16 protein-coding genes are annotated in these 14631 nt (G+C 40.6%); 9 read left to right on the forward strand and 7 right to left on the reverse strand.

Annotation, left to right across the window (positions count from 1 at the left end):
* Positions 1 to 311 precede the first annotated feature (311 nt).
* From ACIQXH_RS11645 to ACIQXH_RS11660, 4 genes are all read left to right on the forward strand, one after another.
* Entirely contained in the window at positions 312 to 1565 is a 1254-nt protein-coding gene (locus tag ACIQXH_RS11645; protein WP_402991481.1) for an extracellular solute-binding protein, read from the forward strand.
* Between the two features lie 138 nt (positions 1566 to 1703).
* Positions 1704 to 3218, forward strand: a complete 1515-nt coding sequence (locus ACIQXH_RS11650; RefSeq protein WP_403123589.1) for an alpha-amylase family glycosyl hydrolase — start codon at positions 1704 to 1706, stop codon at positions 3216 to 3218.
* 75 nt (positions 3219 to 3293) lie between these two features.
* Positions 3294 to 4943 (forward strand): glycoside hydrolase family 13 protein, encoded by a 1650-nt coding sequence (locus ACIQXH_RS11655; RefSeq protein WP_402867757.1) that lies wholly within the window; start codon positions 3294 to 3296, stop codon positions 4941 to 4943.
* A 322-nt stretch (positions 4944 to 5265) separates the two neighbouring features.
* On the forward strand, positions 5266 to 6309 hold the full coding sequence (locus ACIQXH_RS11660; RefSeq protein WP_402867758.1) for a LacI family DNA-binding transcriptional regulator: 1044 nt from the start codon (positions 5266 to 5268) through the stop codon (positions 6307 to 6309).
* Between the two features lie 207 nt (positions 6310 to 6516).
* On the opposite strand, the gene ACIQXH_RS11665 is transcribed toward ACIQXH_RS11660, so the two are convergent.
* The 4 genes from ACIQXH_RS11665 to ACIQXH_RS11680 form a co-directional block, all read right to left on the reverse strand.
* Positions 6517 to 7380, reverse strand: a complete 864-nt coding sequence (locus ACIQXH_RS11665; protein WP_402867759.1) for an SDR family oxidoreductase — start codon at positions 7378 to 7380, stop codon at positions 6517 to 6519.
* Between the two features lie 260 nt (positions 7381 to 7640).
* The gene (locus tag ACIQXH_RS11670) at positions 7641 to 8132 is read right to left on the reverse strand and encodes a YajQ family cyclic di-GMP-binding protein (RefSeq protein WP_402867760.1); all 492 of its coding nucleotides are present in this window, start codon (positions 8130 to 8132) and stop codon (positions 7641 to 7643) included.
* Between the two features lie 126 nt (positions 8133 to 8258).
* Positions 8259 to 8390: a DUF3941 domain-containing protein gene (locus ACIQXH_RS11675; protein WP_403123592.1), complete on the reverse strand. Its 132-nt coding sequence runs from the start codon at positions 8388 to 8390 to the stop codon at positions 8259 to 8261.
* A gap of 68 nt (positions 8391 to 8458) precedes the next feature.
* On the reverse strand, positions 8459 to 9325 hold the full coding sequence (locus ACIQXH_RS11680) for a DegV family protein (protein ID WP_402867762.1): 867 nt from the start codon (positions 9323 to 9325) through the stop codon (positions 8459 to 8461).
* Between the two features lie 154 nt (positions 9326 to 9479).
* Between ACIQXH_RS11680 and ACIQXH_RS11685 the strand changes: the two genes are divergently transcribed.
* Both ACIQXH_RS11685 and ACIQXH_RS11690 read left to right on the forward strand, forming a co-directional pair.
* The gene (locus ACIQXH_RS11685; protein ID WP_402867763.1) at positions 9480 to 10322 is read left to right on the forward strand and encodes a YitT family protein; all 843 of its coding nucleotides are present in this window, start codon (positions 9480 to 9482) and stop codon (positions 10320 to 10322) included.
* Between the two features lie 145 nt (positions 10323 to 10467).
* Positions 10468 to 10719 carry a KGG domain-containing protein gene (locus ACIQXH_RS11690; RefSeq protein WP_402867764.1) on the forward strand — a complete coding sequence of 84 codons (252 nt, stop codon included), beginning with the start codon at positions 10468 to 10470 and terminating at the stop codon, positions 10717 to 10719.
* Positions 10720 to 10758: 39 nt separating this feature from the next.
* On the opposite strand, the gene ACIQXH_RS11695 is transcribed toward ACIQXH_RS11690, so the two are convergent.
* The 3 genes from ACIQXH_RS11695 to ACIQXH_RS11705 all read right to left on the reverse strand — a co-directional run bounded on the left by ACIQXH_RS11695 (position 10759) and on the right by ACIQXH_RS11705 (position 12007).
* On the reverse strand, positions 10759 to 10950 hold the full coding sequence (locus tag ACIQXH_RS11695) for a DUF3813 domain-containing protein (protein WP_403123595.1): 192 nt from the start codon (positions 10948 to 10950) through the stop codon (positions 10759 to 10761).
* On the reverse strand, positions 10950 to 11096 hold the full coding sequence (locus tag ACIQXH_RS11700) for a hypothetical protein (protein ID WP_402867766.1): 147 nt from the start codon (positions 11094 to 11096) through the stop codon (positions 10950 to 10952). The genes ACIQXH_RS11695 and ACIQXH_RS11700 overlap by 1 nt, the downstream gene beginning before the upstream one ends.
* Before the next feature lie 98 nt (positions 11097 to 11194).
* Complete coding sequence (locus tag ACIQXH_RS11705; protein WP_402867767.1) at positions 11195 to 12007, reverse strand: Cof-type HAD-IIB family hydrolase; 813 nt, start codon at positions 12005 to 12007, stop codon at positions 11195 to 11197.
* A gap of 236 nt (positions 12008 to 12243) precedes the next feature.
* Between ACIQXH_RS11705 and ACIQXH_RS11710 the strand changes: the two genes are divergently transcribed.
* The 3 genes from ACIQXH_RS11710 (at position 12244) to moaA (ending at position 14582) form a co-directional block, all read left to right on the forward strand.
* On the forward strand, positions 12244 to 13032 hold the full coding sequence (locus ACIQXH_RS11710) for a prolyl oligopeptidase family serine peptidase (protein WP_402867768.1): 789 nt from the start codon (positions 12244 to 12246) through the stop codon (positions 13030 to 13032).
* A 112-nt stretch (positions 13033 to 13144) separates the two neighbouring features.
* The gene (locus ACIQXH_RS11715; RefSeq protein WP_402867769.1) at positions 13145 to 13453 is read left to right on the forward strand and encodes a metal-sulfur cluster assembly factor; all 309 of its coding nucleotides are present in this window, start codon (positions 13145 to 13147) and stop codon (positions 13451 to 13453) included.
* Between the two features lie 115 nt (positions 13454 to 13568).
* Entirely contained in the window at positions 13569 to 14582 is a 1014-nt protein-coding gene (moaA, locus tag ACIQXH_RS11720) for a GTP 3',8-cyclase MoaA (RefSeq protein ID WP_402867770.1), read from the forward strand.
* Positions 14583 to 14631 lie beyond the last annotated feature (49 nt).

The raw sequence follows: 14631 nt of genomic DNA on the forward strand, positions 1-14631 counted from the left end.
TGTACTGATGAAAAGTTAAAAAATTTAAATATTTCAAAAACTATCCAGTCATTTTGATTATATACCCATTTTATATAAAAAAAGCACCTGGTTCTTAAAAAATATGAAATAGAACGCTTCCATTTAAGAAATTAAATTGATAAAGGAAAAAGTTGTAAAAATTGAGTCCTCTCATATAATGATAACAATAGAGATTGATATCGTTTTCATCGTGAATCCACGTTCTTTCCTTTCGATTTTCTAACGGTGGTGTAAACAATTTGAAGCTTTGGGACATGATAGAATCAAACATTTTTAAAAGGAGAATAAAAGTGAAGAAGTTGATGATCTATTTACTCATGTCCCTCATCTTTATCGCTATCGGAAGTGCTTGTGATGCCAATACAGATAAGGAAAATGAAGTGGTGAAGGAAAGGATGCCGCGAGAAAAAGAAACCACGAATGAAAAAAAGCCGGAAAAACTGATTGTTTGGGAAGAGGAGAATAAAGGGGAAGCCCTAAAACCGATCCTGAAGGAATTCGAAAAAGAATATGGAATCAAAGTGGAATATAAAGAGCAAAAAGTGAACGATGGGATGTACACACAATTACGCCGAAATGGGCCTATCGGGACATCCCCGGATATCGTGACACTTACCCATGAAAAAATAGGTCAGCTAGTGGAGGAGGGACTGATACAGGAAATCAAGGTGAATGATGAAGTTACGGATGCCTTTTTAGAAGCTTCCATATTCGCCGAAATGTATCAGGGAAAACTATTTGGGCTACCCAAGTCTGCTGTTACTTCCGTTTTGGTGTATAACGAGAAGATGATGCCGAAGGTCCCGGACACGATGAATGAATTGTATAAAAAAGCAAAAAAGGCTAGCGCAGGTAAGGAGTATGGATTTGCGGCTGAATGGAACGATTTCTATGATGCATATGGAATTATGACGGGAATGGGAGGGTATGTATTCGATCGGGATAAGAAGAAAATAAATCCTTTGGATATAGGATTGAACAATGAAGGTGCAGTGAAAGGTGCGCAATTCATTCAAAAATGGTATAAAGCGAGTGCCATCCCTGAGGGTGACAAAGAAGATATGGAAAAAATGTTTAGGGAGGGGAAGGTAGCCTCCATCATGAGTTCAAAAACTGCATGGATGGACGGGAAGAATGTCGGCGTCGCTCCGATGCCCCAATTGCCAAATGGAAAGCCAATGAAAACAATCATGGAAATACAGGGCTGGCATATTACCGCATTCACCAAATATCCCTATTGGTCTACAAAATTTGTGGAATATGTATCAAATGAAAAAAATGCAGTGCTCCGTTTTGAACGAACGGGAGAAATCTCCCCTATAAAAACAATCAAAGGGCATGAGGCAATAAAAGATAGTGAAAGGGCACAAGCCATCGCCATACAATTACAATACGCAGAACCGATACCGAATATTCCAGAAATGAATAAAGTGTGGGGACCGATGAATTCCGCGATGCAGGACATAACGGCGATTAAAGCCAAACCGAAAGCCGCTTTGGATGAAGCCGTAAAGAAGATCGAGAAAAGTTACCAGGAGGAATGAAACGGCAAATATGCCCCACTATCAACCGCTCTCCATTTTATCTCTTTTGTGTAAAAAATTTTATAATATGGATTTGACGTTAAGGGGTCAAAACGCTAATCTTAAAGGCGTAAAGAGATAGCTAGGAGGAGAGCGGATATGAAAAAAAGGGTGTTATCACTCGCTTTAATTCCGTTGCTTCTTTTTTACGCCATTCCTGTAGGAGCAGCTGAAAAAGAACAACGAACATGGAAGGATGAAATCGCATACTCATTGATGATAGACAGATTTTTTGATGGAAATCCTAAAAACAATGGGGATGCAGATGTATTGAATCCTTCAGCTTTTAATGGAGGAGATTTCGAAGGAGTCACGAACAAGTTAAATTACCTTAAAGATATGGGGTATACCGCTATCATCCTATCACCTATTTTTGCTAATGAAGATAATGGCTACCACGGGGAATGGGTGAAGGATTTTTATAAAACGGATGAACATTATGGTACGAAACAAGAATTCAAGAAGCTCGTGGATGAGGCCCATAGCCGCGAGATGAAAGTTATTGTTGATTTTCAGGTTAATCATGTGGGGAAGAATCATTCTTGGCTAAACGATCCTGATAAAAAAGACTGGTTTCACGAAAAAAAGGACATTTCCAAGGATAGCAATCAGCAGAACATGGAAAACGGCTGGGTGAATGGCCTGCCGGACTTAAATCAAGATAACCAGGAAACTCGGGAATATTTGTTAGATGTTGCCAAGTGGTGGATTGTAGAAACGGATATTGATGGGTATCGACTAAATCAAGTTCAACACGTTCCAAAGGACTTTTGGAAGGAGTTTGTTGAAACAGTCAAGTCTGAAAAATCAAACTTCTATACAATTGGCGATGTCCAAGGCAATGAGGATTTGATAAAAGGATATGAGGAAACGGGAATCGATGCTTTCATGGATTACCCACAAAATGCTGAACTGAGAAAAGCATTCGCTGCACCGGATCAGGATCTGGCACCTGTTTTCAATGCTATCGGAACGAGCGGTACACAGGCTTTATTCATGGATACCCAGAATATGCCCCGTTTCACCAAGGATGCTGCCGATCAAAATGAAAACCCTGGGGCAAGATGGAAAATGGCCTTATCCTATATGTATACCACTCCAGGTGTACCCATCGTGATGTATGGATCGGAAATCGCCCTCAATGGTGATGAAGCACCGACCAATCATCAATTGATGAATTTTAAGACAGAACAAGAGCTAGTGGAGTATATCACCAAGCTTTCCGATCTTCGGGAGATGTACCCTGCATTATCAAATGGGAATATGGAGCCTTTGTACCAAAAGGGCGGTACGGTGGTTTTTAAACGCGTGTATGGCGACGAAACAATGGTGGTGGCCATGAATAATACAACCAAAACGCAAACGATAAATCTCAGTGAAAAGGATCTTGAGGAGAACAAAGAGTTGAGAGGTATGCTGAATGGAGATTTGGTTCGTAGTAAGGACAATGGCTACTCGATCGTTATCGACAGGGAGTCAACGGAAGTCTACACTCTTGCATCTAAATCGACCATCAATACCCCCTATTTGATCATTATCGGGTTGGTCCTTGTCATTTTTGCCATTTTCATTGCTTTGGTCATTAAACGTTCAAAAAGGAATCAAGTAAACTAACCATGTACCTCTCGATTTTTGGCTGCAAAACAATGTCCCTTGGCTTTGTGGAATACAGAAACGGGAGGCTACAGCATGAGCAAAACCTGGTGGAAAGAGGCTGTTTGTTATCAAGTTTACCCCCGCAGTTTCATGGATAGCAATGGAGATGGAGTGGGGGACTTAAGGGGATTGATCTCCAAACTGGATTACTTGCAGGAACTTGGGATCGATGTCATTTGGATTAGCCCGTTTTATAAGTCCCCCAACGCAGATAATGGATACGATATCAGTGATTACCAATCGGTTTCTGAAGAATTCGGTACGATGGAGGACCTGGAACAATTGCTGGACGATGTACACCGACGTGGCATGAGGGTGATTCTTGACTTGGTGCTTAACCACACTAGTGATGAGCATCCCTGGTTCGTGGAGTCGCGTTCTTCAAAGGATAACCCGAAACGAGACTGGTATATTTGGAGAGACGGCAAGGATGGTAGGGAACCTAACAATTGGGAAAGTATATTCTCAGGAAGTGCCTGGAAATTCGATGAAAGGTCGAAACAATTCTACTTACATTTATTCGCAGAGAAACAACCGGACTTAAACTGGGAATGTAAAGAAGTCCGGCAGGCTCTATACAGCATGGTGACATGGTGGTTGGATAAGGGCATCGATGGTTTCCGGATTGATGCCATCACCCATATTCACAAGCGTGAGGGGTTGCCGGATATGCCCAATCCGTATTGGCATCAATATGTCCCTGCGTTTGAGATGCATACCAATCAGGAAGGGATATTGGATTACCTTCAAGAGCTTAAGGAAGAAACTTTTGCGAAGTATGATATCATGACGGTTGGTGAAGCCAATGGCGTAAGGATTGAACAAGCGGATGATTGGGTCGGGGAAGAAAACGGTAAGTTCAATATGATTTTTCAATTCGAACATCTGGGCTTATGGAATCGGGGACATGATCATCATGTCGACGTCTATGAACTGAAAAGGACCATGACAAAATGGCAAAAGGGACTTCAGAATAAAGGCTGGAATGCTTTGTTTTTTGAAAACCATGACCAGCCGAGAAGTGTGTCCACTTGGGGAAATGATCATCAATATTGGTTGGAGAGTGCGAAAATGATTGGTGCATTGTACTTTTTTATGCAAGGGACACCATTCATTTATCAAGGGCAGGAAATTGGGATGACAAACGTACAATTCGACTCTATCGATGATTATGATGACATTGGCATGAAAAACTTTTATCATATTGAAACCTCCAAGGGACGTTCACATGATGAAATCATGCAGATCATTTGGCATAACGGTCGGGACAATTCACGTACACCCATGCAATGGAATGATACGGAGCATGGAGGGTTTACAGAAGGAACACCCTGGATGAAAGCAAATTCCAATTACCGTGCAATCAATGTGGAAGAGCAAAGGAATAATCCTTCATCCATCTACCATTTTTATAAAAAGATGATTAATCTCCGTAAGAAGTACCAGGTTTTAGTTTATGGAGAATATGATTTATTATGGGAAAATCATTGTGAACTTTATATTTATACAAGAAAAATGAATAGTGAATCAGTGAAAGTCATATGCAATTTCAGTACGAATCACCATTCCATCGATATATCTGATTGGGGGAATATGGAACTATTACTGGGCAATTATGACAATGTGGAAGACGAATGTGAGATTCATTTGCGTCCTTACGAGGTGAGGGTCTACCATCATTAGTTGAAGCTATGTAGCCGTTGGTGCTACTGTAGTTAGTCGTCTGACTTCTGTCCTCTTCTTTAAAAAAATCATACGTATCAATGAAGGAGTTGATTTAAAATCAACTCTCTTTTTTATGATAAAAGTGAAGGCTGACTCTAAAAACTGATATTTTCTGAAAAAAATAGAAAATTTAAAAAAAGTAATGGATATAAGCATTGAGTTGAGTGTATGATAGATACATATAATTGTATATTTATTTAATATATTGGAAAAGTATTTATTGACTTTACACGAAGTTGTCCAAAAAGTCTGTAATACGATGAGGGGAGACGGGAAATGCATGGCTATTACGATTAAAGATGTAGCTCAACTGGCGAATGTAGCACCTTCAACAGTTTCTCGAGTGATTGCAAATAATCCTCGAATTAGCGAGAAAACGAAAGTGCGCGTGCGTAAAGCGATGGAGAAATTGGGATATCACCCAAATTTCATTGCCCGCAGCCTAGCAAACCAATCAACGAAAATTATAGGGTTGGTCTTACCAAGTTCATCGAATGTCATATATCAAAATCCATTTTTCTCAACAATCTTGCAAGGACTTAGCGAAGGGGCTCAGGAAAAACAATATTCGCTATTGCTAAGCACGGGAAAAACGGAGAATGAGATTTATGAAGGAATCGTGAATATGGTCCAGGGGGGGATGGTAGATGGTATCGTCCTGATGTATTCAAGGATGAATGATCATATCCTTACTTATTTGCGATCAAGGGATTTTCCATTTGTCATGATTGGAAAGCCGTACGATTTTATCGAGGAAATATCATATGTGGATAATGATAACGTCTTGGCGGCTGAACAGGCCTCAGATTATCTAATCCAATTGGGGCATGAAAGAATCGGTTTCATCGGTGGGGATATAAAGTCTGTGATGACACTCGATCGCCTATCTGGATACGAACGGGCATTAAAAAGGGCTGGGATCGTTCCAAGAAGTGAATATACGATACTTGAGAACTTTGTACATAATGGGGAACTGGAAGTAGCAAATAGGTTGCTATCCATTAAGGAACCTCCGACCGCTTTAATCGTCAGTGATGACTTAATGGCACTTGGACTTGTCCATTCACTAAGGGAGATGGGCATACGCACTCCTGAAGAGATATCAATTGTCAGCTTTAATAACGTTCTTTTCACTGAAATGTCACTACCTGCCCTAACTTCTGTCGATATTAACATTTTTGATCTGGGTTATCAGGCAGCCAAATCGATCATCCAAAAGTTACAAAAGGGAGCAGAGCCGGGGGGAATCATCATACCCCATCAGTTTGTGGAAAGAAGTTCCTGCCGACCTTTAAAGCAAGAATCGTTGGTCATGAATTATTAAAGGGAAGAGCATTGTGTGTCACAATGCTCCTTTATGAATTTCCTGGTATTGAGGACGCTTTTGATTGAACGGAAACCGGTTCCAGTCTGTCCAAGTTATGTTTCTACAAGCACTTTATCAGGAAATGGATACTCTCTAAATCCTTCCTTAGAACGAAAAAAGCAACGGATCTCCTAAATGGAATCCGCTGCCCTGGATCTTACTTTATTAACCGTTTACAACTGAACCGCCATTGACATGGATGACTTGTCCACTGACGTAAGAGGAATCATCACTTGCTAGATATACATAGGCAGGTGCCAATTCCTCCGGCTGTCCTGCTCGGCCCATAGGTGTATTTTGTCCGAATTTGGCTACGTCCTCTTCACCGAATGAAGCAGGAATAAGCGGTGTCCAGATAGGACCTGGCGCTACACCATTCACTCGAATGCCATCTTTTGAAATGGAATTCGAAAGAGCGCGTGTAAAGGCTAAAATGGCGCCTTTAGTTGATGAGTAATCGATTAGCTTTGGGTTACCCTGGTAGGCTGTGATTGAGGTTGTATTGATGATGCTGCTCCCTTTTTTCAAGTGCTTCAAGGCGGCTTTCGTTAAGTGGAACATGGAAAAGATATTAGTTCGGAATGTTTTTTCCAACTGCTCGGCTGATATGTCGAGAAGGCTTTCTTGCACATGCTGTTCGCCGGCATTGTTGACAAGGATATCCAACCCGCCGAATTCTTCAATTGTTTGCTTGACGATATCCTGACAAAACGTTTCATCACCGATATCCCCTGCAAGTAGCAAGCATTTTTGTCCTTCTTGTTCGATTAATTCCTTAGTTTTCTTTGCATCTTCGTGTTCATCCAAGTAGGCTACAACTACATTGGCTCCTTCTTTCGCATAATAGATGGCGACCGATTTACCAATGCCACTATCTCCGCCGGTTACAATCGCTGTTTTTCCTTTTAATTTCCCACTACCTTTATATTCCGATTTTACAGACTCAGGATTCGGATCCATCTTCGTTTCTACTCCGGGTTGATGTTGTTGATGTTGTGGTGGAAACCCTTGTTTATTTTGGTTTGTCATGATTACCCCTCCTATATTTTATTGTATTTTTTATATTCCTTATTTTTGAATTGCTTAAACATAAGAGCAAGAATAGCATCTCACAACTCCTTGGAATCGATACATTGGTTTGAATAACAGGAAATGTGAAGGCGTTATGTGTGAGATATCCAGATAGGGTGTATGGGGAGGAATGGAGGGGGAAATGGGCATGGGGAAACGGGCACCTTGTTCCTTCAACTAAATGAAAAAAGCCCACCTATCAGGGTGGGCTTACTAGTTTAGCGGTAATTTAGGAATTGTACATCAATTGATAATTCAGCACCACGGATGGCAGAGATGATGCCTTGCAGGTCATCCCTGTTTTTTCCGGTAACGCGAATTTGGTCGTCCTGAATTTGACTTTTGACTTTTAACCCACTGTTTTTAATGATGGTGTTGATTTTCTTTGCTTGTTCTTTATCAATACCTTGAATGAGTTTAGCGCGTTGACGGACAGTACCGCCGGAAGCCCCTTCTATTTTCCCGTAATCGAGGTTTTTGACGGGAACCCCACGCTTTATAAGTTTACTGATTAAAACATCTTTTAATTGATCAAGTTTATACTCGTCATCAGAAACCAAAACGAGGTCTTCCTTATCGATGGAAATCGTACTTAAGCTGCCCTTGAAATCATAGCGCGTTTGTATTTCTTTCATTGCCATGGTTACAGCATTTGTCACTTCCGAAAAATCTACTTTGGATACTATATCGAATGAATTTTCCTTTGCCATTACTTACCTCCAGCAGGTTTTATTTCTTTTATTATAGAGAAGATAGGTAAGGAAGACAACCATTCATTCTGTTAAGCAAGTGGACTTTGTCAAGGGGATACAGGAAAAAACGGGGGATGTCCCCCGTTATTTATGATCTGTTTTTTTGGAGTAGGAATGTTTTCCCGCTTTAAGATTTTCCTGATAGGCAATGTTTTTTTCGGCGTTTCTCGCTTGGTTATCTTCGGGTCTTTTATTGTTATCTTTAGTGTGTGACATAATAAAAACTCCCTTCATAATCATGATCAATATGTATTGTTCGCAATTATAAGAGGGAGTATGCATATTTATGATTTCGCAGGGGTATCGTTTAAGAAGAAGATACCTACAGTACCAGGACCGGTATGTGCCCCGATTACTGAACCGATTGAATGGATCATGAAATTTGTCGTACCAAATTCATGTTGAATCACTTCTTTCCATTCCAATGCGGATTCTTCGTCATCGCCGTGAACAATACCAATTGTTTGAGTAGATAGATTTATGCCACGCTCATGCATTAATTCCATCGCTCTTTTCACTAATTTCTTTTTGCCGCGAATCTTCTCAAGAGGAACGAGTTTTCCATCCTCCACATTTAGTAGCGGTTTAATGTTTAATAACCCGCCAACAAGGGCAGATGTTTTGGATATACGTCCACCACGCGCCAAGTATTCAAGGTCACCTACCGTGAATAGGTGTTCCATGTGCTTGAGGAGGAAATTTATATGTGTTAAAATTTCTTCTTTAGAAGCTCCACTCTGAGCTAACTTGGCAGCTTGTTCAACGACCATGCCAATACCTAATGATGCGCATTTCGAGTTAATGATCTCTATGTCCAAATCAGGGTATTCTTCCTTCACCTGGTTATGAATCATAACGGCTGTTTGGTACGTTCCGGATAGTTCAGAGGAAAAGGCAATATAAATGCCCTGTTTTTTTTCTTTGGCAAACTCCGTGAATATTTCCAAGAAATGTTCCGGAGAAACTTGTGAAGTTTTTGGAGCCTTACCATCAAGCATGGCTTGAAAAATCTCCTTAGAATTAATGGTAACGATGTCTTCATAATTTTGCCCATCCAAATGAACTTGTAGGGGGATCAATGTTACATTGTTTTCTTGATAGAAAGACAATGGCAAGTCACATGCACTATCCGCAAGAATCGTGATAGCCATAATACACCCGCTTTCTTTTTACATATTTTAGTAAATGTGAGTTTTACTCTATTTAGTTTAGCATGTAACGGTGAAATTTCAATCACTACGACTATAGAAAGAGAAAATAAGGGGAATTGGCCACTAAAAATAGAATATATTGGAGGTTTTTTGGTTGTATGGTAATGAAATAAAGAAAATTCTAATTGTCATAATTGGTGCATTACTGAATGCTGTTGCAATGAACTTTTTTCTGATTCCAGCAAATGTTTATGCAAGTGGATTCACAGGGGTAGCGCAGTTATTATCAAGTATTATTGGATCCTTTGCACCATTTAATGTATCGACTGGTATCTTACTCTTTCTATTGAATATTCCAGTCACTATTCTTGCATGGAGGAAGGTTGGGAAGTCCTTCACTTTTTATAGCTTCCTCAGTGTTATATTAATGAGTTTATTTATGGAAATCATCCCGCTAACACGATGGTCCCCAGACATTTTGTTAAATGCTGTGTTTGGTGGTGTGATCGCTGCGGTCGGAGTAGGGATTACATTGAAATTCGGGGCATCGACAGGTGGTATGGATATTATCGCCATGCTTTTATCACGCAAGAAGGACAAGCCTGTAGGAACTTACTTATTTCTTTTGAATGGAATCATCATCGTCACAGCCGGAGCGGTATATGGACCTGAAAAGGCCTTGTATACCCTCGTTACGCTTTATACTTCAACACGAGTGGTGGATGCTATACATACTCGCCATGAAAAGTTGACAGCCATGATCATAACGAAGCAAAGCGAGGAACTGAAGCAAGCCATCCATGCTAAATTGGTTCGCGGCATTACAAGGCTCCCTGCTAAAGGAGCTTTCACCAATGAAAGTAAGGAAATGTTAATGATCGTCATTACTCGGTATGAATTGTATGATTTGGAGAGGATTATTCAAGAAGTCGATCCCCATGCCTTCACCAACATTATTGAAACGTCGGGAATCGTTGGTACGTTCCGAAGGGAATGAACAGTAGGATTTTTACCATATTTTTCAATACTGTTACACTTCATTGACAAATGGATAAATATTGGTGTTTTACGTTTGAGGCTTATCCCAAACGGCTAATGTACTAGCGTATCGCCAATAAATCTTGTTGAAGGAGTGATGAACAATGGCTAAGAATGAAAAGATGAGTAGGGAAGAAGCTGGACGCAAAGGCGGGGAAGCCACTTCGAACAATCACGATAAGGACTTCTACCAAGAGATTGGACGCAAAGGCGGAGAAGCCACCTCAGATAATCACAACAAAGAGTTTTATCAGGAAATTGGTCAAAAGGGCGGAGAAGCCACATCCGATTCTCATGATAAAAGTTTTTATAAAGAAATCGGTAAAAAAGGCGGAACAACAGGAAATAACGGTTAAATAGAGAAAAGCCTCCAGGATCCTGGAGGCTTTTCCTTTTTACTTTAGATGGTTTTCCAACTTTTCCTGAAGTTCACGCAACTGTTCTTTTTCGGCATTATTCGTATTGGCATTAGCCGAAGAAAGAGCATTTTTGGCGATTTCTACAGTTTTTTGCTGGTCGGCACCAGGCTCGGAGTGGAGAGCTTCTTCAACAAAGTCCCGAGCGATCTGGAATAATTTGTTTCCCATTAGAAGCCACCATAGCTTTGTTCTGACATAATGCGTAATCTGTCTTTTTCAGCCTCTGCATACGTAGTGTGATAAGGGATTTTTTCAGCGTGTTTGGCAACACTTTCTTTGCCTTGCTGTACAAAACGTTTTGATTTTGTTCCCATTATTATCTCCTCCGAATCTGAGCTTTTTGACAACGATGTTTGATGTTGTCCCTAGTAGTGTGGCTCAATGAATGGAATTTATGAAGGAAATAAATGTGTTATTTCAGATTGAATTTTTCCTCAAGGAAAATGGCAATGCCGTCCTCCTCATTGGTCAAGGTGGTCGTGTTGGCTACGTTTTTCACTAATTCTATAGCATTACCCATGGCGACACCTGTTCCTGCATAGTCAAGCATTTCCAAGTCATTGTCCTCATCTCCGAATGCGATGATCCGGTCTTTTGGAATGTCCAGGTAATTGGATACACGCTGAAGCCCGACAGCCTTGCTTAATCCACTTTTTATGATTTCGATGATGTGAAAGGGCTCTGACCAACGTCGGTGATCAACCAATTCAGCATGGACATCCGATAGATGCTGCCGAATTTGCCCGACATATTCGCTATCTGTATGGATGAGCATCGAAGTAGGCGAATCGTTTAGGTAGTTCCGCAGGTCCCCGCTAGTCATTTTTGGATTCCCTACATTGAACATATTCATCAATTTTTCGTCATGATAATGGACATATAAATCATCCCTAACCTCTGCAATGATGTTATGATAGCTAAATTGGTCACAGGCCTCGACTATCTCTTTTGCAATCTTGATGTCGAGAGGTGAATGATACGTCCCCCAGCTTGTCTGCAAGGGATGGTGGACAAAGGCACCATTGAAATTGACGATAGGCGTTGTCAATCCCAACTCACGATAATAGAGTTCGCTTGAGCGGTAGGGACGGCCTGTCGCAATCATGACTTCATGTCCATCCTCTTTCAGTTTTAAAAGGGTCTGTTTAGTGCGGGGGGAAATGGATTTTTTATCAGTAAGTAATGTTCCATCAAGATCCAATACAATTAAATGCTTGTCATTCATCTATGGCACCTTCTGTTCTTTTTTGATTTTATTATAGGCGAATATTGTTAAGTTTAGTGTACTGAAATTGTAAATGTTTTTCATTCTTTATGCATTCTTGTATGATATTACTAAATGAAAGGGTTATAATAATCCCGAGATTATACGACTTACTTAAATAGGTTTTTTAATAAAATTTTGGTTGTTCCATTTAGGGGCAATCAGCATTATAACATGAATGATTTGGAGGGGTCGAATTGGTTATCATCGAAAAAGAAGTAATAGGGCACATTCCCGTTTTACATGTTAGCGAACGGTCCATTTTCAATAAGGAACTGCCGCTAGTCATTTTTATACACGGATTTCAGAGTGCAAAGGAACACAATCTCCATTATGCGTATTTAATGGCTGAAAAGGGCTTTCGCGTGATTCTTCCCGATGTTGTCTACCATGGAGAGAGGGAAACAGGGGAAAGCGAATCCGAGTTGATGCCTCGTTTTTGGGAAATGGTATTACAGAGCATCAAAGAGTTGCCCCTACTTAAAGATGATTTACTTTCCCGTAAATTAATCGATCCTAAAAGGATTGGCATAGCCGGCAGCTCAATGGGTGGGATTGTGACCAATGGGGCGTTAGCGACTTATGATTGGTTATCGGCGGGCGTGAGCTTGATGGGGAACCCTTCATATGTTTCGTTTGCCGAGCTTCAAATAGGGGAAATGAAAAAAAGGGAGATTAGCTTTCCCCTATCGGAAGAGGAAATCACACAAGCGATTGCACAACTTAAACCATTTGACCTAAGCTTGAATCCCGACAGGCTCGCTAATCGGCCACTATTGTTTTGGCATGGAGCAAAAGATCATGTGGTTCCTTATCAATATGCATATCGCTTTTATGAAGAGGTTAAATCAAGTTATAATGAAGGGGATAATAGAATTAATTTCATTCTCGACAAGAAAGCATCTCATAAGGTAAGCAGAGAAGGTGTGCTTCAAACGGCGAACTGGTTTGAGAAACATTTATTGCCAACTATACAAAAAGCTTAATGGAACGCGAAAAATCTGTTATGATTCTAATATGTAGATAGTGTAAACCGTTTTAACTATCAGCACCCGGTATGAATGACGGGGATAATTGATTATAAAAGGAGTGATTAGGATGGATCAAGATACAAAAGACATTATTATGGGAGCTTTGGAACAGGTTATTGACCCGGAGCTTGGAATAGATATCGTCAATCTGGGCTTGGTATATGATGTGGATATGGACGAGGCAGGACTAACGACTGTGAAGATGACCTTGACGGCTATGGGCTGCCCATTAGCTGGTACAATCGTCGATCAAGTGAAATTGGTGCTTGAAGATATTCCGGAAGTGAAAGAAACGGACGTGCAAATTGTGTGGAGTCCACCATGGTCCAAGGACCGCATGTCCAGATATGCAAAAATCGCATTAGGCATAAAATAAATTCCATGTAAAAGAATGAATAGAGAGCCAGTCAAAAAACGGTGAATCCGCATTTTGTGGACCAGCTTTTTATTGGCTTGGCTTTTTCTAATACATGAGGGCTAGGAGTGGTTAATTGACCAGTCAAATAAAAGATTCTTTAGATAGGCCATTAAGAGATTTGAGAATTTCCGTCATCGATCGTTGCAACTTCCGTTGTCAATATTGTATGCCGGCTGAAATTTTTCATGAGAATTTCCAGTTCCTCCCGAAGAGCGAGCTTTTATCATATGAAGAAATTATAAGGATCTCTAAAATATTCGCAAACTTAGGTGTGAAGAAGTTAAGGTTGACGGGCGGGGAACCGCTGTTACGCAGAAATCTTACCACGCTTATTTCCGAACTTGTCTTGATTGAAGGAATAGAAGATATAGGGTTGACCACCAATGGCGTGTTCCTGAAGAAGCATGCGGCCGATTTAAAGGCAGCAGGTTTACAACGAGTGAACATCAGCCTAGACAGTCTGGATGACGAGTTGTTTAAAAAGATGAATGGCAGAAATATCGGGATAAAACCGGTTCTGGAAGGCATCGCCGCTGCTAAAAAGGCAGGACTTGGCGTCAAGGTCAATATGGTGGTGAAAAAAGAAACGAATGAATCTCAAATCCTGCCAATGGCTCGTTTTTGCAAACAGGAAGGCATTCAACTGCGATATATAGAATATATGGATGTTGGCCATACAAATGGTTGGCAACTAAAAAATGTGGTAACGAAAAAGGAACTGCTCGAGATGCTACAGCAAGAATTCGAATTGGAACCTGTGGAAGAAGATTACTTTGGGGAAGTTGCTAAGCGTTTCCGTTATAAAGGAACAACAACTGAAGTAGGATTCATCACGTCGGTTTCGGAATCATTCTGTTCAAGTTGCACGCGTGCACGTCTCTCTGCAAACGGTAGCATATATACTTGCTTATTTAATGGGAAAGGCCATGACTTGAAGTCATTGGTTCGTTCAGAGATGTCGGATGAAGAATTAACAGACCACATCATATCGATTTGGAATCATCGAGATGACCGTTATTCGGACGAGAGGGTAGCGGGCACTTTGAAAAAACAAGAAAAAATAGAAATGTCCTTTATTGGTGGTTGATTTTTAAAGGACAAGTTAAAAATACGGGATGGCAGATGCCATCCCGTAT

The sequence above is a fragment of the Peribacillus sp. NPDC097225 genome (genome assembly GCF_044761955.1).
Lineage (GTDB): Bacteria > Bacillota > Bacilli > Bacillales > DSM-1321 > Peribacillus.

Bases quoted from the DNA above. Each gene is read 5' to 3' on its own strand.
- ACIQXH_RS11650 (WP_403123589.1), top strand. From the start codon at position 1,704: ATGAAAAAAAGGGTGTTATCACTCGCTTTAATTCCGTTGCTTCTTTTT.
- ACIQXH_RS11655 (WP_402867757.1), top strand. From the start codon at position 3,294: ATGAGCAAAACCTGGTGGAAAGAGGCTGTTTGTTATCAAGTTTACCCC.
- ACIQXH_RS11660 (WP_402867758.1), top strand. From the start codon at position 5,266: ATGGCTATTACGATTAAAGATGTAGCTCAACTGGCGAATGTAGCACCT.
- ACIQXH_RS11665 (WP_402867759.1), bottom strand. From the start codon at position 7,380: ATGACAAACCAAAATAAACAAGGGTTTCCACCACAACATCAACAACAT.
- ACIQXH_RS11670 (WP_402867760.1), bottom strand. From the start codon at position 8,132: ATGGCAAAGGAAAATTCATTCGATATAGTATCCAAAGTAGATTTTTCG.
- ACIQXH_RS11675 (WP_403123592.1), bottom strand. From the start codon at position 8,390: ATGTCACACACTAAAGATAACAATAAAAGACCCGAAGATAACCAAGCG.
- ACIQXH_RS11680 (WP_402867762.1), bottom strand. From the start codon at position 9,325: ATGGCTATCACGATTCTTGCGGATAGTGCATGTGACTTGCCATTGTCT.
- ACIQXH_RS11690 (WP_402867764.1), top strand. From the start codon at position 10,468: ATGGCTAAGAATGAAAAGATGAGTAGGGAAGAAGCTGGACGCAAAGGC.
- ACIQXH_RS11695 (WP_403123595.1), bottom strand. From the start codon at position 10,950: ATGGGAAACAAATTATTCCAGATCGCTCGGGACTTTGTTGAAGAAGCT.
- ACIQXH_RS11700 (WP_402867766.1), bottom strand. From the start codon at position 11,096: ATGGGAACAAAATCAAAACGTTTTGTACAGCAAGGCAAAGAAAGTGTT.
- ACIQXH_RS11705 (WP_402867767.1), bottom strand. From the start codon at position 12,007: ATGAATGACAAGCATTTAATTGTATTGGATCTTGATGGAACATTACTT.
- ACIQXH_RS11715 (WP_402867769.1), top strand. From the start codon at position 13,145: ATGGATCAAGATACAAAAGACATTATTATGGGAGCTTTGGAACAGGTT.